Raw genomic sequence first — 17,999 nt, 5'->3', positions numbered from 1 at the left:
TTGTCCCCGCTCACCACTGGACAATGCTGAGAATATCGGAGTAATCGTCCGTCCACGGCCGGGTGAATCCCCCGCGCTTGAGCGGCCGCCAGCGCTCGTCCTTCGCCAAGGGACCAAGGTCCTCGATCCGCCGCGCCAGCACCACCCAGTCAGCCGAGTAGTCCAGGTCCCTGTCTCCGTCCTTGTGCGGCGCATAGTCGTTGAGCAGAGCGACCATGCCCGCATCGGCAGCGAGCGCCGCAACAACCGGCTCCAGATCGAGCCGCTGATTGCTGATGTGCACGAACAGCAGACCGCGCTCGTGGAGCACACGCTCGTAGACGCGGAATGCTTCCCGCGTCAGCAGGTGAATCGGGATCGCATCGGAGCTGAACGCGTCGACTATCAAAAGACCGAACCGCTTTTCAGGCTGGCGTGCGAGCGTCAGCCTGGCGTCCCCAATCACGACCTTCGGCTGCACCTTCCCACAGTCTTTCAGGAACGTGAAGTACTTCGGATTCCGTGAGATCCTCTCGACGAGGGGATCTATTTCGAAGAACGTCCACTCCTCGCCGGGCTTCGAGTAGCAGATCACGCTGCCCGCGCCGAGACCGACCGCCCCGACCTGGTTGTTCGGTAATCCCCCCCAAAATCCCGCAAACAGCTGCCCGACTGGACCATTCGGGTGGTAGTAGGTCACCGGCTTGCGCCTTCGCGTCGAATCGAGAAACTGCGCGCCGTGAATCGTCGTGCCGTGCGTCAGGAAGTTCGCCGGGCCCGACGTTCGCTCGACACGGTACGCTCCGAAAAAGGATCTGTCGGTGAAAAGCGCCCGCAACGGACGCTGGACCATAGTCTCGCCGATGATTGCAATCGCGGCTATGCTGACGCCAAATCGAAGCGTATTGGAGCTAAGGAGGAGAGTGAGAGCGGCAGCGACGACAGACAGAATCACCTTCGCGGAGACTCCAAGGAGCTCGCGATTCTCGACGTCCCGCCAGAAGATCGCGAGCAGAAGCGCGGGGATGAGCGCCGTGAAGGTCGACGGAGCACCGGCGGGGCTCAGGAACTCCTCGATTCGAGTACGCCAGCTCGGTCTGAGGAAGCAGGCCAGCACCACTACGAGCATGTACTCCCGGATCGAGTCGAACAGCAGGGGCGCAGCGAGCGCATTGAATGCACCGCCCAGTGCGCCACCCAGCGACATCCAGAGATAGAACTCTGTGAGATGTGCCGGCGCGGGGCGACGAGCGGCGAGCTCGGAGTGGAGTATGAGCGCAGTGGCAGCGAACACCGCGAGATGAAGGAGATACTGCTCGGCGAGATCGAGGTCTTCATCCCAGAAGACGAGCAGGATCAGCGTGATCACCAGCAGAGAGTGAATGACTGCGGCCAGACGCATCGGCTCGCGGCTTCGCCTTGCGAACACGATGATGAAAGTCGTGAGATAGAGCGCGAGCGGGACAACCCACAGCAATGGGACTGCCGCGACGTCGGTGCTCAGATAAGTAGTTACGCCGAGCAGCAGACTGGACGGTACGAAGGAGAGCGCGATCCATCTCGCGCGATCAAGCCAGGTTGGTGCTCGTGCGGGCTCGCTCGTTTCACCTGCCGCGAGAGGTGCGGGAGCCACCGACCGGGATCGTTTCCACACAACCCACGCGCATGCGCCAACGAGCACCAGCGCCGCCACGTAGCTCACACTCCACAGCCGCGACTGCTGCCCGAGGCGCAGGTTGGGCTCCATCACAAATGGAAACGCGAGCAAACCGACGAGACTCCCCGCGTTGCTCGCGGCGTAGAGCGTGTACGGATTCTCAGCGGCCGGATGATCGAGACTCGACATCCAGCGTTGCAGCAGAGGCGCAGTAGCCGCGAGCACCATGAACGGAGCACCGACGGCGATCGTAAGCAGCAGCAGCAGCCACGGAATCACGTTGCCCGATGCGGGCGGTGTCCATCCTCCCGGGATGGCAACCGGCAGCGAGAGCAACGCGAGAGCAAGCAAGCCGACGTGCGTCAGCGCCTGTCTTCGCGGGTCGAGATAACGGCTGGAGACGTGCGCGTACAGGTAGCCGAGGAGCAGCATCGCCTGGAAGAACATCAGACAGGTATTCCACACCGCGGGCGAGCCGCCGAGCAGCGGCAGCACGAGTTTCGCAAAGAGCGGCTCGACCCAGAAGAGCAGAAAAGCGCTCGTCAGGGCGGCGAGAGAGAACAGCGCTACCACGAAATCATCGGAAAGAGGCCGCTATCTTGCGGTAAATTCCATGCTGTGAGGGTCTTACCGCTCGGCGCGCAACAAACCATTCTAATAGTGCAGCTAGCTCGGCACAGGTTGTACGTTCAAGAGGGGCGCGTTGTCGTCGTAGCTCGAGGCACCAGCTCACCTGCGCCACTACAATAAGTAAAGGAGTCTGGAATCATGGCCATCTGGAAGGATCAAACCTCCTCAAATGCGAAGGAGCCGACACCGGTGCCGCTCGACCGCGTCCCGCCGAAAACCGAAGATTCATTTTCTTCCGGCTCATCCAACTACAATCAGCCTGCACGCTCGACGCAGCGTGAATCGAAGGAGACACTGATTGCCGAGAATCTGGCGATCGAAGGAAAAATCGAAGGAGCCGGAAATGTTCGTGTCGCTGGACGCTTCAAGGGCGATGTGCACGTCGACGGCAATCTGACGATCGAGCAAGGCGCAAAGGTAACAGGTGGCGTGCGAGCGAGCGCGGTCATCATTGCCGGTGAGCTCGAGGGGAATGTAGACGCGGCATCGCGCGTCGAGCTGCTCGAGACCGGAGTGCTGAACGGCGATCTCAAGGCAGGCTCGCTCACCGTTGCAGCCGGATCCAGAATGCGTGGACAGGCCGAGTTCGGATGGGAAGAGAAAGCCGCAACGCCGTCCCGCCTGAGAATGGAGACAAGCGCGGTCTCATGAGCTCGACGGCTCAGGCAACCGTCGGAAAATCGCGCACCTGTCCTCACTGCAGGGCGACGATCCTTCAGAGCGCGACGATTTGTCCGATCTGCCAGAAGAGTCTTCGCTGGGACCCGCACGTTGGCCGTCACAAGAGCCCGAGCTTCTCCGCTCTCAAAGTGGAGGGAACAATCGATCACCCCGTTGCGGATCCGTGGGAGTACTCCGTGCTCCTGACGATCCGCAATGACCGGGGTGAAGAGTTATCGCGACAGATAGTGGGTGTCGGCGCGCTCCAACCGCATGAGAAACGCACCTTCACACTGTCGGTGGAGGTCTTCACTCCGGCACCAGCTGCGGATGGCGTCAAAGCACGGTAACGGCACCAGAAACTGAGAACCACACGCTGCCCGCTAATCGCTGAGCGCTTACTGCTGCGCGCCAGCCAACGGAAGCAAACGGAGCGTCCCGACCGTTTTTGGCGCGGAGCAAACAGCGGTTAGCGACAAGCGGGTAGCGTGTGGTTCTCGGTTCCCAATGAAAAAGCCCCGGAGAAAACTCTCCGGGGCTTTCGTCATTCAAGAACCTGAACCGCTTATGGGGGTGGGAATCCCGTCTGCCCCTGCGGCTGCTGATCCTGCGTCGGCTGCCTCACCCGCGGCGGCCGGCCGAAGTTGTACTGGAACGTCAGGTACGTCGCGCGGACGCCGAACTTCCGCTCCGTGATCTGAGTCAGATTGTCGTCACCCGCCCTGATCTTGAACCCGATAGTATTGAACGGATCCTGGAATCTCAGGCTGACCGTACCCTTGTCCTTCATCAGCTTCTGGCGAATCGAGAAATTCGTCCCGTACTGGGCGGAGAAGCGGCCACGCTCGATGTCCACCGGTGCACGGTAGAAGTAGGTAGCCTGAACCGTCGTCGCCGGAGACAGCGTGACCGTCCCGTTCCAGCGCGTCGACCAGGTAACTGCATCAGACGAAAGCGTCGACTGCGATCCACCATCGGTCACAACCCTGAACAGGCTGAAGTTGGCGAATCCGTTGAACATCTTGTACTTGAGCGACCCGTTCAGGTCCGAGCCCCACGACGTGCTGTTGTCGAGATTCTTGAAGCTCACCGAGGTGACCTCGCGGCCGTCGACGACGTCAGCCGTGTTGATGTCAACCCGCATCACGTCGGTGGTCCGACGATAGAACGGTGAGAGCTGAACCGTCGTCATTGCCCCAGTGCGGCTCCAGCCGAGCTCGATTGCATCGGTGTACTCGGGCCGCAGGTTCGGATTGCCGATGAACACGTTCTGCACGTCGAAGAACGACGGGAACGGATTCAGCTCCTGCGTGCCCGGGCGACGAACACGGCGCGAGTACGAAAGCTTCCCCTCTGTCGCGTCAGTGAACTTGTAACGCGCCACAGCACTCGGGTAAACGCTGGTGTAGTTGAACGGGTAGTTCTCGCTCGACTTCTTCAAAGCGAAGTCGCGGGTCGCGTATTCACCCCGAAGTCCACCCTGGAGCTCCCATTTTCCAACTCCATGGCTGAGCACGCCGTATACTGCCTGCACGTATTCGTCGAAGGTGAAATCGTTGCTGAGGTTGCTGATCACCCACTGGTTGGTGCCAAGCGCATCCTTCTCGACGAGATAATCCCTGTTGAGCCAGCGTGCCGTGCTCTTGAACCCCGTCTCGAGCTTCGTGCGCTCGGCGAGCGTGCGCGTGTAATCAAGCTGACCGTTGAACGTCTGAGTCAACGCATCGGTGTTGTTCCGCTCGCCTTCGAGGCGCGTCGAGGAAGACGAAGCCGGCGGCTGCCGCCAGAGCATTGTCTTGTCGTCGTCATCCGAGCGGTTGAAGCGAAGCTCGGTCGAAAGCTCGTGCTTCCGCGGCTCGATCGTCCGCTTCCAGGCGAGCGTGTAATCGCCGACCCACGAGTTCACGTCAGAATCCTTGATCCTGTCGTAGCGGTCGAGGATCGAGCGCGAGCTGCTCAGCTCTGTGTACGCGCTTCGCGTGTTGTCCGTGAAGTCACGGAAGTTCAGCGACAGCACGTTGGTGAGCACGTCACGATCGTTGATCTTGTAGTCGACGTTCGTGGAGAAATTGTGTCCGCCGTTTACGTTGCGGCCGATGAGGTCCTGCTCCGTGATGTTCGACAATGCGCCCAGCGAATTGTACCTCTCGCGGTCGTTGATGCCGATTATGCCGCGATCGTCATTGTTGTAGCCATAGGTCGTGAACAGCGTCCACGGACCGCTTTGATTGCCGAGGTTTCCGGAGAAGTTGTAGCGACCGTTCGCGGCGGCCGAGCCGACGGTCACACCACCCGACAGGCCCAGATCCACGTTCTGCTTGAGAACGATGTTGATGATTCCCGCCATTCCTTCGGGATCCTCACGAGCCGATGGGGTCGGGATGACTTCGACGCGCTCGACGATCGAGGCAGGAAGCTGCCTGAGGTACGAGCCAAGCTGCGCGCCGCGCACCGGAGCCGGACGGCCGTTGATCTGAATCGCGACGTTCTCGTTTCCGCGAAGGCTCACTTTACCGTCACCGTCGACAGCCACCGAAGGAACGTGGTCGAGCACATCGCTCGCGTTCGTTGCGGTCGCTGCGACATCCTTTGCCTTGTAACTGTTGCGATCGGGCTCGATGGTGATGGTCGGGGGTGCGGCAGTCACCTCGACACCGGTCAGGGTGACGGCGACCTTGCTGAGCTTGACGCTGACTGTGGCAATAGCCTCGGCGCCTGCAGCCCCGACTGTGAACGGCTCGTTGCGCGGGCCGTATCCGATTGACGTGATGCGAAGATAGTACTCGCCGGGACGCAGTCCCTGGACGCGGAACGTACCGTCGTCACGAGCTACCGTTCCGGTGACGAGGGATGAGTCGCGCTTGCTGCGCACGACGATGGTTGCCTTGGCGACCGGGATGTTGGCGTCACCATCCATGACTGCGCCGCGAACTTCTCCATTCGCGACGGGTGGCTGACCTGGGGGGCCCGCGGGTCGCGCGCCTCCAGGGTTCTGGGCGCTAGCCGATGCAGCGCCGGTGAGTAGAAGGAAACCCATGACGACGAACGATGCGCGTTTCATGACGAGCTCTCAGTGTTGAATTGCGGGGGGCGGGGCAAAATCGGGCACCTCCACGAGAGGTGCCTTACCGGATTTACGCACACCGGGGTCGGGATGTTTCAGCGGGGTTCGCCAAGGGGGTCGAACCCCGTAAACACCTGACTATTTCAGCCCTCCAAGGAGGTTTGAGATGACCTCAACCCAGTGATTGCTGAATGCGTCTCCGTCGACTCGCGTGACGACCGTTGTCACTCGCCCGCCCGGATCGACGATCTCACGAAGATATCCGTCCTCCATCTCGAATCTCAGAGGCAGCTCTTCCATCTGCACGCCTTTGTACCAGTCGAGCGCAATCGCACAGGCCAGCGCATCGTGCTGAAAGTTGATCGTGTCCGCCGGCAGCGCGGGCCACAGCGTCTTCTTGTGTGGCGGCGTGTCCTCGTCTTTAGCAAATGCCTTGGCCTGCGCGGCAATCAGCTCACCGAGCGGCCCTGATTTTCCAATCTGTGCCAGATCGGCTCGCCCAATGAAAGTCTCCACGGTTACCGAGAGAGGAACGAGTGTCGGAAACGCTCGCTCGAGCACAAGGCGCGACGACTCGACGTCGACCTGGACGTTGTAATCCATCTCGTTTGTCACTGTGGGGTAGCCTTCCCTCGGCGGATGAACGAAGCCACCCATGAGCACGAGGCTCGCGCGCTCGAGAATTCCAGGAGTCCGGCGCTCGAGAAGCGCGAGATTCGTGAAGGGACCAATGCCGACGACAATCGCGCCCGATTCAATGCTTCGCTCGAGAAGATCGAGCGCGTCGTCGAGCGGCGTCAGAAACGAATCGATGGGGTGAGGCCAATAATTGGTTTCCTCGGGAAGCTCCGGCCACGTTCGATAGCATCCGAGTGAGGCATCGGCACCTGCGGCGACGGGCACGTCCGCGCGGCCGGCCAGCTCCAGGGCGTACCGGGCGTAGCCAGCGCGCTTGCCTCCGTGCTCGGCGACGGTCGTGATCCCGACGAGCTCGACGTCCGGCCACGCGAGGACCATCGCCAGCGCGCAGAGGTCGTCTATGTCACCGCCGAGATCAGTATCTAGATGCAGTTGTGGCAACTCGCTTCTGGCTCCCTTCTCATGCTAAAAGCAAACCGAGGAAGTCACGGATCTGAGATCACAAAAGGTAAAGTGTTTCTAGGTTGCCGTTTCTAGTGCCTTGAGAACCACTGTTGCAGGCGACATCTTATCCGCCCCCGCAACAGAACGAAGAGGAGGTAGTATGTCGCTCCGGATAGGACAAACCGCGCCGGACTTCGAGGCCGACACAACTGAAGGACGAATTCATTTCCACGACTGGCTCGGTGATTCATGGGGAGTTCTTTTCTCCCACCCCAAGGACTTCACGCCCGTCTGCACCACCGAGCTCGGCTACATGGCGAAGCTCGAGCCGGATTTTCAGAAGCGGAATGTGAAGGTCATCGGCCTCAGCGTCGATCCGGTCGACCGGCACCAGGGCTGGGCGAAGGACATCGAGGAGACACAGGGCTACGCGCCGAATTATCCGATGATCGGCGATCCCGACCTGAAGATCTCGAAGCTCTACGACATGCTGCCCGAGGATGCGGGCGACAGCTGCGAGGGCCGCACTGCTGCTGATAATCAGACCGTGCGGAACGTTTACGTCATCGGTCCGGACAAGAAAATCAATCTCGTGCTCGCGTACCCGATGACGACGGGCCGCAACTTCGATGAGATTCTCCGGGTGATCGACTCGATGCAGCTCACCGCTAAGCACAAGGTCGCGACGCCGGTGAACTGGAAGCACGGTGAGGATGTGATCATCGCCGGGTCAGTGTCGGATGAAGATGCGAAGAAGACCTACCCGCAGGGATGGAAAGCGCCCAAGCCCTACATCCGGATCGTTCCCCAGCCGGCTGGTTGAGAGATACCAGGAACTGAGAACTACACGCGCCCCGCTAAACGCTGAGCGCTAATCGCTGCGCGCTGACGACGGAGAACCAGCGCGCAGCAGAAAGCGGCTAGCGATAAGCGGGTCGCGTGTAGTTCTCAGTCGACTTGTGCCGGGTACCGCAGCTACGCCGTAGCGTCCGGCCCGCGGCCTTTCCGCCACATCTTGCCGATAAAGGCAGTCAGCATGACGGTAGCCCCAATCCTCAAAGGCTGAGTGATCTTCGTGATGATGTACGCCGCAGTCCACGCCCCGGCCTGGCCCGAGACGCTACCCGGCGTCCAGCCGAGTCGAATCGCCAGGTACGCGCCGACCATCACGACCGTGAAAATCGCGAGGTAGAGGACAACGGCGATTGCGCCGTATTCGGCGAAGACCTGCTTGAGTGTTGCGCGCATTATTGAAGACTACCGGTAGGGACGACGAAAAGGTTTCGCGCTAAAGATAATCGCCCGGTGAGCGATACCGCGATTCCGCGATTCCGCGATCCGCGATTGCGCGATTCCGCGATTCCGCGATTCCTATCGTCCTCCGTACCATCCGCTCTGGATTGCAACGAGATCGAGTGGATTCACGGTGAGCGCCCCGTACCGAGCTGTCCAATGGAGATGTGGACCGGTCACGCGTCCGGTCGCGCCAACGAGGCCGATCTGTTGCCCCCGTTCGACGGTCTCGCCTTCGGAGATGTCTGTGCGGCTGAGATGAAAGTATCCGGTCACGATGCCGCCGCCGTGATCGACGTACACGACATTCCCGGCGAGGAAGAATCTGTCCACCAGCGCGACCACGCCGCGGTTCGCCGCAACCACCGGCGCGCCGACACCGCCGCGGAAATCGACGCCAAGGTGCCTGCTCGACACGACGCCGTTGAAGGAGCGGCCGGTGCCGAAGCGGCTCGTGACAGTGGAGGACCGCGGGCGCAGAAATGAGGTCGTCCACATGTGAGGAGTCGAATGTGACCGGCGACCTACTTCGCGCGCACGAGCGTTCTCGCGATCGATGCGCGCCCGCGTCTCGGCGTCGAGCGGCCGTGTGAAGCGGGAATCGACGGAGAGACGACGTGGCCTGCTCCGCCGAGCGCCCGCCCGGGGACGTGGCGGACGCGGAAGCTTCGCCCATACTCTCGACGTATCGGCGCTACCTGAGCTGCGCTCGATGATCACGTGAGCGGCGACGCTGTCACGCGCGTCGACGGGAATGCCGCCGATTGCGCGCCAGATCCCCGAGTCGCGACTGAGGAAATGCAGCTGCTCGCCGGCCATCTCTCCGCGAATGGATGTAATGGGATCAGCCGCGGACGCAGTGAGAGTGAGCCGAACGATCGAGCCCGGCCGTACGACGGCTGGCGCGACCGAGAGCCGAGTTTGCGCGGCCGCGGTGGTTGCTGTTGCGCTGAAGATCAGAACTGCAACGGCGAACTGCGAGCTGCGGACGAACTGCGGAATGCTCACAAACATCCCGCTGACCCGGTCGATGGCTCGATCGTCATATCTGTTGATGCTTTGCAGGTGACGAACATTCGCTGGCTGGAGACTGGAGGAGCGCGAAATGGTTGAATCGTTTCTACCTGAATCGGTCAAAATGGTTCTGATGGGGATCGTCTCGGTGGTGATCGTGCTCTCCGCGCTCGCCCGCAGGATGCCGGATGTCGCATGGCTGCAAACCTTCAAGCTGCAGGACAAGCGCACGGAAGAGCAAAAACGAAAGGCGCAACGGTCCGCCAATATACTCGGCGGTTTTGAGATGATCCTCGCGGGCGTTGCCCTGCCGGCTGTCTATGTCATCTCGACTGTAATGTTCTTCAATGAGCCATCGCAGGGTGCGCTGCTTCTCGTCGGAGCTCTCTCCGTCCTCCTGATTGGTATCGGTGTGCGCGTGATCCTCAAAGCGGCCCGCCCGGGAAGGCAGCGCCCGCGACTGTTTTAAGCGTGGTCACCGGATGAGGCGCGGTTGGTACCTCACGAAGCTGCCAGCGATGGTATCAACAACCACACGAACCCAACCAATCTCCGGTGCACCGAACGTCTCAAGCCGCGTGAAGTTCGCGTATGCTCGCCCCGCGCTGTCGACAAGAGGATGGTCCACGCGCTGAATGTGCGAATCTCCGTGAATCGCCAGCACGGGGCCGCCGAACGCGCCGAGATTCCTCCTCAGCCGGGAGACCAGATTCGCGTAAGGTCTGGTCTCGCCCACCTCGCGCGGGGGATTCTCGAAATGCATGTCGCCGTGAAATGCCACTACGACGCCTTTCGCTGACGTCGAGCGCGCTTTCGCGAAAGCAGAGTCGAGCCACACGATCGCCGCCCGCGTGCGACGCGCCACCTCGGCGTCATTCGCGGCCGTTCGCCCGCGGAACGGCGTGCTCGCATTGCCTGAGCCCACCACGTGAATGGTCGCGAACACAAACCCTCCGTGCATCCACTGAGCATTCTCCGGAAACTCGGCGAACGCTGGATCCCGCCCCTGCGATTCGAGTGCAATGGGATGCCGGCCGAGGCTCTGCGTGGGACGGCTGAAGAAAATTCTGCGGAGGCTCGCGAGGCGTTCGAGCGGCTCGTACCGACCCTCTTTGTACGTATGGCAATCGGTCCACTCGTTGTCGCCCGGTGTGTAGATCACCGCGCGATTGATCGTGTTCATCGCGGCGAGCTTCTCTCTGTAAGCCGAATCCGTGCAAGGGAACCACTGAATGTCTCCAACGTGAATCAGCCATTGCACGTCCGACCGGTTCACGTCGTCGAGCACTCGCCTGAAGGCGGGCATCTCACTCCGCTGATACGGCGCGTCGCCAACTACGCCGAACGCAAACGTGTTGGGTGGCAGCTGACCAGCCGGAGGGAGCGGCTTCGGCGGCGGCTCGCTGCACGCGACAATCATCGAGGCTGCCGCGATCCAGACGATGAGCGCGGCCGAGACGAAGCACCTTCCACGCACGCTTGAAGGGCCCCTCATTCCCTCATCCAGCGGTCTTCGCGCGAACGAAAATCGTTTTTCCCTCACGCCACACGTCCGCACGCACCGCGTCGACACTCGCCCTCGGTGCCGCGAGCTTGAACTTCGTCAGATTCACGAGCCTGCCCCCGTCGCGCAGTGTCACGGCTTGTCCGTCAGATGTTAGGACCACCTCGGACTCCTCACCGATCACGGCGCTCAATGTGCCTGCAACCGAATCGTAGACTGAAGGCACGTTGAATTCGGCGTACGTCGGACCTCCACTGCATGGCCGCCACCATCGCGTTTGCAATTGCACCGTCGGCGTCACCTGAAGAGTATTCTGCGGATCGAACCCGCAGAAGTTGAAGTTCCGCGTCGGAAGCGAATCCGATAGGACGACGAGGCGGATTCCCGGCATGGCAAGAATGCTGTCGACCTCCGCACGCCGCTGTGCCTGCAGCCTTGCGATTCCCTGCTTTGCCTCCGAGCGCGCACGCGCCAGGTCGAACGTTCGCCCGGCACGCGCGCGGGCCGACTCGGCAACGGCGTCCACTCCCGTCACCGAAGCGAGCATATCCTGGAGCGTCATGTTCTCGGCGACGAGTCGCGCTTTCCAGCGCGGGCCTGCGAGCTCGTCCAGGAGCAGAGCGATTGCGGGACCCGTCTGATAGAAGCGAAGCCTGAGCGAGAGGTTCGTATTCCCCGTGAGATTCTCCAGTGCGCCCTTCCGCTCCTGCAGCCTCCGATTCGCTTCACGGTTGACGGCCTCACCCGCCGCGCCCATCAACATCAGCGCGCGTACGAGCGCATACTCGGCGAGACCTTCGTTCAGCTCGCTCGCGGCGTCGAAGCTCGCCATCTCGGCTGGCAGCGCTCGGTGCCGCGCGCGTCTGACGCCAACGAACTGCTGCGCAAGCTCCCGCCTTCTGGTCGTCGAAGTGGCATTCATCGCCGCCGCGAGAATGCGCCCCTCGAGCGCGAACAGCGTCTCGTTGTCGGCATCGAATACAGGGTAGCTCGATACCAGCGCGGAATTCTCGCCGGCGCCAAACTTCCCGCCGGGCCGCCGGCTCGCTGCCTCGAAAGCGTGAAATGCCTCGTGAAATACCAGCGGCACGAGAGCCACCGGGTCGAGCGCCGAGACGACGACCTGGGCGACCCTTCGCCCGGAAATTTCGGTTCCGGTGCTCGCCGCACCGAGCGCCCGCTCTTCGCGCCAGCCCGAGCCCGCGTGTCCAGCCACAGGGACGAATCCGCTCGGAAGCGCGCCACGCCAGCCAACGAGTAATGTGCCCCGCTCGGGAAGCACGAAGGCAACCGGAATCGTGTCGGGACGAAATCCTGGCCAGATCTGCTCGCCGTACTTGACGCCGAGCGATGTCACAGTTGCCGTCACGCGACTGAGCTCGCGGGCAACGATGTCGGGAGGCTGCGACTCGGCGGCAGCTGCGACAACCATTGCGGCGCTGGCGAGAACTACAACTGTAGTTGATAAACGCATACGGAAACCCTCTTGTTGGGATGTATCAGTTTCTTGTTACTGCCGCGAGCGCGAGCGAGAATGCGTCGCACTCGCGTCATCGCCAGCGCGTAGTTGTCAGCTCGCCAGTGGCGGCTCTCCCCCTCGCGCTGCCCCTTCCCATTCCCGGGCGGGATCCTGGCGATAGAACTTCTCGAGCTCCGCGTAGAGCAGCGGGTGACGCAGCTGGAACTCGGCCGGCTTCTCGAAGAAGAACTCCGTAGCAACAGCAAAGAATTCGGCGGGATTGGTCGCCCCGTACGAATCGAGAAATGACGGCTCGCCGGCATCGTCGAGCCGCCTGAGCCGCTCGTATTCCTCGCCGAGCACGCGGGCCCACGACACGTACTGCTGGTGACTGGGAAGGAGCGGCGTTCCGTCGGTGAGGTTGTCCTCGAAATCGAGCTGATGCGCGAACTCGTGCAGCACGACGTTGTTTCCGGTTCCGTACAGCCGCGAGCCGTGAAGAGCCGCGTCCCAGGCGAGAACCACAGCGCGCAGCTGCTGCTGAGTATGTCCGTAACGCACCTCATCTGCATCCGACCACATCCCGCCGCCAACCGGCCGCTCCTCCGTCGCGACGTAGCTGCTCGGGTAGACGAGAATGCTCGTCACGCGCGGGTAGTAGTCGGCATTGCGGCGCAGCAGGAGCATGCACGCCTGCGCCGAGATTGTGACGCGGATCTCGTCAGTGAGCTCGAGCCCGCCGCATCCCTCCCAGTGCTTCTCGCGGAGAAATACCTGGATGTGCCCCTCGAGCTCCTTCCGATCGGCGGGGGGCAATCGCGAAAACGACGATACGTTTCGCGCGATTATCGCGCGCCACTCGGCGGGGAACGGCCGGGCGCGAAGTCGGGCGCGTCGGCGGCGGACGAAGAAACCGGGCATCGCTCAGAATAATCGATGCGCGGCTTACGGAGGGCGCAGATGACGAGGAAGCGCGCGCCTTCCGCCCTCGCGTCAGCGAACTACCGTAAACGGCACGCTAGCCTCGACTGTATCCCATCGCATCCGGATCACGCCGGCCCCCGCGGCACCGCCCGGTTCGACGCCAATCGTGAACCGCTCGACCGGCTCGGCAAGCGTCTTCATCTGCATCGGCACACGAAAGCGGTCGAAGCGCGGATCGTGATCCGTCCCCCACTGCCCCGTCTGGTTGTTGACGACCAGCGTCCAGCCCGACTCCGCCGGAATAGTCCACAACGTGTAGTGGCCCGGCGGGAGCAGCGCGTCTCCGAACCTGAGAGTGCGATCGGTCGTGAAATGGGTCGCCCGATTTGCCCCGGTTCGCCACACACGATTCCATGGAACGATGCCGCCGAACACCTTCCGGCCGCGCTTTGCAGGGCGGCCGTAGTCAACCACCAGCGTCGCGCCGGAAATGTTCGCGCGCGCGGTGTCGCGCGGAGACGCTGTTCCCACCACTCCACTCGAACGTTCGCGCGCGGCGAACGCCTGAAGCACCGAATCAACCGGGAGCCACGCCACTCGCTTTCCCACGGTATTTATCGACGAGCCGATACCGCTGAATCCGGCAGCGCGCCCTTGATCGTCCACGTGCACGCGAATCGTTCCGAGGATATCACTGCGAAGCGCGACTGTGTCAGCGGAAACGCGTTTGATCGTGAGCGACCGATCTCCAAAGTCCAGCGAGAACAACCGTGTGACGATGCTGTCGCCGACACGCTTTGGCGCGTACGGCGCGAGCACCGGATAGCTGGCCTGAAGAAATGCAGGGACGACGATGTGCCCACGCCCCAGTGGAGCATGCCGGGTGGCGGCTCCCGACCCTGTCGTCTCGATGACCGTCGAGTCGCCAACAAGTCGAACGATCACGCGCTCGGCGGCCGTGAGGCCCGACGGTGACGGTAGGTACGCCCGCCTCTCGAATGAAACGAGCGATCCGTCAGGATTTTGACTCAGCGTCGTGCGCAGAAGACGAACGCGCGGTATTCGCTCGACCACATCCATGGTGACGTCATTGCCGCGGCGCACGACCCATTGGAAATAGGCTGTGTCCTGGCCCAGCAGAGCGACATACGCCGCGCTGTCGCTCGCCGGTTGCGACGATCCCGGACTCACGCCGGGGTTTGCGCAGCCGGTGACGCTCAGCGCGCCGGCAATGAGAAGACTTACTAATGTTGCGGTGGGGATTTGCTGCACGGAACCGTCATTGCGGGAGTCGCGTTAATGTAGCGGGATTGGCCGACTCCCCGCATCTTCCCCGCGTGACGGTAAAGCTGCTCGGCCCAGTAATCACGCGACCGCTCGAAGCAGCCGACCGGGAAGCAGTCGCTCGTATTCTCGAAAGCGTTGGCAATTTTTCCGCGCGGGAGCAGACGGTCGCGCTCGAGCTCATCGATGCGTGGCTCAGCATGGGCGAAGCTAGCGACTATCTGTGCTGGGTCCTCGAAGATGCTACTCGCGTTCAAGGCTACATCTGCATCGGGCCTACTCCGCTCACCGACGGAACGTTCGATCTTTACTGGATTGCAGTCGATCCGTCAGCACAGGGACGAGGCCACGGTCAGGCTCTGACACGACTCGCCGAGGACGAGGCAAAGGCGAGAGGAGGACGGCTGCTTCTCATAGAGACCGCGTCGCAGGAGACCTACGCGCCGACGGTCCGGTTCTACGAGCGCGCGGGCTACCACCTGATCTCAACGATTCCCGATTTCTATAAACCGGGCGACGACAAGCTCACATTCGCAAAGCGACTCGATCGAGATAGTTGACGGCGCGCTACTGAAGCTCTGCTACAACGACTTGGTTCGCTCTCCCTTCAGCTTCTGGTCGGCCATCGAGTTCACGAGTTCCTTGAACTCGCTGTCCGACATGTGAGAGCAGATGTGACGGAGCCGCCTGGCAATGTCCTCGCGGATCGTGTCACGTCGCGTTCGGAGAAACGCATCATCGTTCGCGAACTGGTCGTACTTTCCTCGCTGCATGGGTACAATCCCTGGACTGTCTGATTGTACGTCATCGCACAATAAGGGCCACTTCGACTTGTAGGCTCGAAATCGCCCCTTACCTCGACTTCGAACGATCCGCCTTGCCCTGTTTCCCACTCTTATAGTAGCGTCCATATAAGAGTTCTTCACCAGATATCAACGGACGATAGCGAGTCTGACCCTTCTGGCGCCACGCCTACAAGAAGGTCAAATGGCTCGCCGCACGCGATCGATGATTCGGATCGCTGAAGACGGGGTGGACGCACCCGCCTCTGCCCTGTTGAATCTCCTCCTCGCAAGACTTCCGGAAAGCGAGCTCGCTCTTGTCCTCGAGCGAAGCGAGCAATTCTCGGCTACGCTGAGACAGGAATTCTTTGAGCTCAGAGAACCCATCGACAAGGTCTATTTCCCGCTGACAGGAATGGCGTCGCTCGTCACTGTGCTCAGGGACGGTACGTCACTGGAGGGCATGACGGTCGGCCGGGAGGGTTTTGTCGGTCTGCCGCTTTTCCACGGAGTCAAGACGCATCGCTCAATGGGCATGTGCCAGATCGAAGGTGATTTCCTGGAAATGTCCGCGGACGATTTTGTCGAGATGATCGCAAAGACGCCTAAGCTCGAGGCGCAGCTGCACATCTACTCGCAGTTTTCAAGCGAGGTGCTGACCCAATCGGCGGCATGCAACGGCACACACCTGGTTGAGCAGCGCTGCGCCCGCTGGCTTCTCACCACAGCCGACGCCGTCGGGAGAACGACATTCAATCTCACGCAGGAATTTCTCTCGCAGATGCTGGCAGTGAGACGGCCCGGGGTGACTGTTGCGGTCGGTGCGCTCGAGCGGCAGGGCCTCATTGCGCACCGCTACGGAGCAGTGACGATTGTCGATTTCGCGGGATTGAAAAACGCATCGTGCGAATGCTACGGCACTATCAAAGAGAACGCGCGGGAGCTGTTCGCCTAGCTCTTACCTTTGAACCCGGGACCGCGCACGACGCGGCCCGGTTTTGCTCCGGTGTGCTCCCCGTTCATCAGCACCTGCACTCCATTCACGAAGACGTGCACAACCCCGGTCGAATACTGGTGCGGCTTCTCGAACGTAGCATGATCGATGATCTTCGCTGCGTCGAACACCACGACATCCCCGTAGTAGCCCGGCGCTAATTTTCCCCGCCGCCTGATTCGCAGATTAGTCGCCGGAAGAAGCGTCATCTTCCTGATCGCCTCCGCCAGCGGAATCACTTTTTCATCGCGCGAGTACTTTCCCAGCACGCGGGCGAATGAGCCGTATGCGCGAGGATGCGGATTCGATTCGAGGAACACGCCCTCCGGCGCGTACGATCCTTCGTCCGATCCGACGCTGACCCACGGCCTGGCCAGCTCCTTCTTTATGTTCTCCTCCGACATCAGGAAGTAGATCGTCCCCACGCGACTGCCGTCGCGGATGACGAGATCCATCGCCGTCTCCTCGGGCGAAGTCCCGCGCATCTTCGCCACCTCGGTCAATGTTTTCCCCGTGTACCTCTTCAGCGAGTCGGCCTTGAACGCGACGAGAATTATCCGGTCCGGCGAGCCGGACGCGAGATAGAGACTCTCCCATTTATCTGTGGGCGTTGTCATCTCCTGCTTCACGCGCGCGCGAATTGCCGGATCCTGCAGCCGCTTCGCCCACGCGGCGTATCCGCCTTCCTGCACCCACGGCGGCATTGCAGCGTCGAGCCCGGTAGCTCCCGCGGGATATGGATAGATGTCCGCGGTTATCGCGAGGCCTGCCGCGCGTGCTGAGTCGACCTTCGCGAGTACGCGGTCCATCTTCGGCCAGTTCGATTGTCCAGCAGCCTTAAGATGGTAGATCTCCGCGCGCACGCCGCCTTCGCGCGCGATAGTGATCAGCTCGTCCACCGCCTCGAGCAGACGGTTCCCTTCGCTCCGCATGTGGGAGATGTACATCCCGCCGTACGGCGCGGCGGCTTTCACGAGTGCAACGAGCTCGTCGGTCTTCGCGTAGAACGCCGGCGCATAGATGAGCGACGATCCAACGCCGAGCGCACCTTCCTCCATCGCCTGGCGCACGAGCGCCTGCATCCGCGCGAGCTCGGCCGGCGTGGGCGGGCGATTGTCCCAGCCGATGACGTGCTCTCTTATGGAAGTAGCCCCGACGAACGACGCGACGTTCGTGCTGACCCCTTTGGCGACGAGCGTGTCGAGGTAGCCGCCGAGTGTGGTCCAGTTCACCGGATACCTGATGTCGCCCTGCTGGGAGACGATCACCTTTTTCATGGAATCGCTCAGGGGACCCATCGATTCGCCTTCACCCATCACCTCGAGAGTGACGCCTTGCCGGATATCGCTCTGACTCCGCCCGTCCTGTATCAGCGATTCGTTCGCCCAGCTGAGCATATTGATGAATCCGGGCGCGACCGCGAGCCCGCGCGCGTTGATCTCCTTCGTTCCTCGCCCGGCGATCGATGCGCGAATTGCGACGATCGAATCCCCGCGGAGAGCGACGTCGCCGACGATTGGCCTACCGCCCGATCCGTCGTAGATCATGCCGCCGCGGATGACGACGTCATACTGAGTTTGCGCATTGGCGGCGGTAGTCGCGAGAGCGACGAGCGCCAGCACGCTCCCGAAGCGAAGTATTCTCATTTCAAGCCTCGTGCATGAGTGATTGA

The 17,999-nt window shown here is 61.7% G+C and carries 17 protein-coding genes; 6 read left to right on the top strand and 11 right to left on the bottom strand.

The features are described from left to right. Positions 1 to 10: 10 nt before the first annotated feature. The gene (locus VES88_15170) at positions 11 to 2,209 is read right to left on the bottom strand and encodes a fused MFS/spermidine synthase (GenBank protein HYN82828.1); all 2,199 of its coding nucleotides are present in this window, start codon (positions 2,207 to 2,209) and stop codon (positions 11 to 13) included. A gap of 195 nt (positions 2,210 to 2,404) precedes the next feature. On the opposite strand from VES88_15170, the gene VES88_15165 reads away from it, so the two are divergent. Together VES88_15165 and VES88_15160 are read left to right on the top strand one after the other, a co-directional pair. Next, complete coding sequence (locus VES88_15165; GenBank protein ID HYN82827.1) at positions 2,405 to 2,917, top strand: polymer-forming cytoskeletal protein; 513 nt, start codon at positions 2,405 to 2,407, stop codon at positions 2,915 to 2,917. After that, positions 2,914 to 3,276: a hypothetical protein gene (locus VES88_15160; GenBank protein ID HYN82826.1), complete on the top strand. Its 363-nt coding sequence runs from the start codon at positions 2,914 to 2,916 to the stop codon at positions 3,274 to 3,276. Before VES88_15165 ends, VES88_15160 begins: the two co-directional genes overlap by 4 nt. A gap of 215 nt (positions 3,277 to 3,491) precedes the next feature. Here VES88_15160 and VES88_15155 read toward each other — a convergent pair whose 3' ends face one another. Both VES88_15155 and VES88_15150 read right to left on the bottom strand, forming a co-directional pair. Then, the gene (locus VES88_15155; GenBank protein HYN82825.1) at positions 3,492 to 5,987 is read right to left on the bottom strand and encodes a TonB-dependent receptor; all 2,496 of its coding nucleotides are present in this window, start codon (positions 5,985 to 5,987) and stop codon (positions 3,492 to 3,494) included. A 141-nt stretch (positions 5,988 to 6,128) separates the two neighbouring features. Next, positions 6,129 to 7,070 (bottom strand): nucleoside hydrolase, encoded by a 942-nt coding sequence (locus VES88_15150; GenBank protein ID HYN82824.1) that lies wholly within the window; start codon positions 7,068 to 7,070, stop codon positions 6,129 to 6,131. A 163-nt stretch (positions 7,071 to 7,233) separates the two neighbouring features. Here VES88_15150 and VES88_15145 point away from each other — a divergent pair, with 163 nt between their 5' ends. Then, the gene (locus VES88_15145) at positions 7,234 to 7,896 is read left to right on the top strand and encodes a peroxiredoxin (GenBank protein ID HYN82823.1); all 663 of its coding nucleotides are present in this window, start codon (positions 7,234 to 7,236) and stop codon (positions 7,894 to 7,896) included. 152 nt (positions 7,897 to 8,048) lie between these two features. Here the strand turns inward: VES88_15145 and VES88_15140 are convergent, their stop codons facing one another. Beyond that, positions 8,049 to 8,321: a hypothetical protein gene (locus tag VES88_15140; protein ID HYN82822.1), complete on the bottom strand. Its 273-nt coding sequence runs from the start codon at positions 8,319 to 8,321 to the stop codon at positions 8,049 to 8,051. A gap of 123 nt (positions 8,322 to 8,444) precedes the next feature. After that, positions 8,445 to 9,374, bottom strand: coding sequence for a M23 family metallopeptidase (locus tag VES88_15135; protein ID HYN82821.1), 930 nt, complete (start codon positions 9,372 to 9,374; stop codon positions 8,445 to 8,447). A gap of 97 nt (positions 9,375 to 9,471) precedes the next feature. Here VES88_15135 and VES88_15130 point away from each other — a divergent pair, with 97 nt between their 5' ends. After that, a complete protein-coding gene (locus VES88_15130; protein ID HYN82820.1) occupies positions 9,472 to 9,849 on the top strand; it encodes a hypothetical protein in 378 nt (125 codons plus the stop codon). Between the two features lie 6 nt (positions 9,850 to 9,855). Here VES88_15130 and VES88_15125 read toward each other — a convergent pair whose 3' ends face one another. The 4 genes from VES88_15125 to VES88_15110 all read right to left on the bottom strand — a co-directional run bounded on the left by VES88_15125 (position 9,856) and on the right by VES88_15110 (position 14,539). Next, positions 9,856 to 10,875 carry a hypothetical protein gene (locus VES88_15125; protein HYN82819.1) on the bottom strand — a complete coding sequence of 340 codons (1,020 nt, stop codon included), beginning with the start codon at positions 10,873 to 10,875 and terminating at the stop codon, positions 9,856 to 9,858. Between the two features lie 4 nt (positions 10,876 to 10,879). Then, positions 10,880 to 12,358: a hypothetical protein gene (locus VES88_15120; protein HYN82818.1), complete on the bottom strand. Its 1,479-nt coding sequence runs from the start codon at positions 12,356 to 12,358 to the stop codon at positions 10,880 to 10,882. A gap of 96 nt (positions 12,359 to 12,454) precedes the next feature. Then, on the bottom strand, positions 12,455 to 13,264 hold the full coding sequence (locus VES88_15115) for a M90 family metallopeptidase (protein HYN82817.1): 810 nt from the start codon (positions 13,262 to 13,264) through the stop codon (positions 12,455 to 12,457). 72 nt (positions 13,265 to 13,336) lie between these two features. Beyond that, on the bottom strand, positions 13,337 to 14,539 hold the full coding sequence (locus VES88_15110; GenBank protein HYN82816.1) for a DUF2911 domain-containing protein: 1,203 nt from the start codon (positions 14,537 to 14,539) through the stop codon (positions 13,337 to 13,339). Between the two features lie 38 nt (positions 14,540 to 14,577). Here VES88_15110 and VES88_15105 point away from each other — a divergent pair, with 38 nt between their 5' ends. Beyond that, complete coding sequence (locus tag VES88_15105) at positions 14,578 to 15,111, top strand: GNAT family N-acetyltransferase (protein HYN82815.1); 534 nt, start codon at positions 14,578 to 14,580, stop codon at positions 15,109 to 15,111. A gap of 21 nt (positions 15,112 to 15,132) precedes the next feature. On the opposite strand, the gene VES88_15100 is transcribed toward VES88_15105, so the two are convergent. Further along, on the bottom strand, positions 15,133 to 15,324 hold the full coding sequence (locus VES88_15100) for a hypothetical protein (GenBank protein HYN82814.1): 192 nt from the start codon (positions 15,322 to 15,324) through the stop codon (positions 15,133 to 15,135). A gap of 214 nt (positions 15,325 to 15,538) precedes the next feature. Between VES88_15100 and VES88_15095 the strand changes: the two genes are divergently transcribed. Then, positions 15,539 to 16,288 (top strand): Crp/Fnr family transcriptional regulator, encoded by a 750-nt coding sequence (locus tag VES88_15095; GenBank protein ID HYN82813.1) that lies wholly within the window; start codon positions 15,539 to 15,541, stop codon positions 16,286 to 16,288. Here VES88_15095 and VES88_15090 read toward each other — a convergent pair. Continuing rightward, positions 16,285 to 17,973 (bottom strand): D-aminoacylase, encoded by a 1,689-nt coding sequence (locus tag VES88_15090; protein ID HYN82812.1) that lies wholly within the window; start codon positions 17,971 to 17,973, stop codon positions 16,285 to 16,287. The two genes, VES88_15095 and VES88_15090, sit on opposite strands and share 4 nt — an antisense overlap. Positions 17,974 to 17,999 lie beyond the last annotated feature (26 nt).

This window comes from Gemmatimonadaceae bacterium (genome assembly GCA_035633115.1).
In the GTDB taxonomy this organism is placed as follows: Bacteria; Gemmatimonadota; Gemmatimonadetes; order Gemmatimonadales; family Gemmatimonadaceae; genus UBA4720.
The sequence above is the reverse complement of the archived record's forward strand: the minus strand, read 5'-3'. Positions and strand labels throughout refer to the sequence as shown.

Bases quoted from the DNA above. Each gene is read 5' to 3' on its own strand.
- VES88_15165 (HYN82827.1), top strand. From the start codon at position 2,405: ATGGCCATCTGGAAGGATCAAACCTCCTCAAATGCGAAGGAGCCGACA.
- VES88_15160 (HYN82826.1), top strand. From the start codon at position 2,914: ATGAGCTCGACGGCTCAGGCAACCGTCGGAAAATCGCGCACCTGTCCT.
- VES88_15155 (HYN82825.1), bottom strand. From the start codon at position 5,987: ATGAAACGCGCATCGTTCGTCGTCATGGGTTTCCTTCTACTCACCGGC.
- VES88_15145 (HYN82823.1), top strand. From the start codon at position 7,234: ATGTCGCTCCGGATAGGACAAACCGCGCCGGACTTCGAGGCCGACACA.
- VES88_15140 (HYN82822.1), bottom strand. From the start codon at position 8,321: ATGCGCGCAACACTCAAGCAGGTCTTCGCCGAATACGGCGCAATCGCC.
- VES88_15130 (HYN82820.1), top strand. From the start codon at position 9,472: ATGGTTGAATCGTTTCTACCTGAATCGGTCAAAATGGTTCTGATGGGG.
- VES88_15125 (HYN82819.1), bottom strand. From the start codon at position 10,875: ATGAGGGGCCCTTCAAGCGTGCGTGGAAGGTGCTTCGTCTCGGCCGCG.
- VES88_15120 (HYN82818.1), bottom strand. From the start codon at position 12,358: ATGCGTTTATCAACTACAGTTGTAGTTCTCGCCAGCGCCGCAATGGTT.
- VES88_15115 (HYN82817.1), bottom strand. From the start codon at position 13,264: ATGCCCGGTTTCTTCGTCCGCCGCCGACGCGCCCGACTTCGCGCCCGG.
- VES88_15100 (HYN82814.1), bottom strand. From the start codon at position 15,324: ATGCAGCGAGGAAAGTACGACCAGTTCGCGAACGATGATGCGTTTCTC.
- VES88_15095 (HYN82813.1), top strand. From the start codon at position 15,539: ATGGCTCGCCGCACGCGATCGATGATTCGGATCGCTGAAGACGGGGTG.
- VES88_15090 (HYN82812.1), bottom strand. From the start codon at position 17,973: ATGAGAATACTTCGCTTCGGGAGCGTGCTGGCGCTCGTCGCTCTCGCG.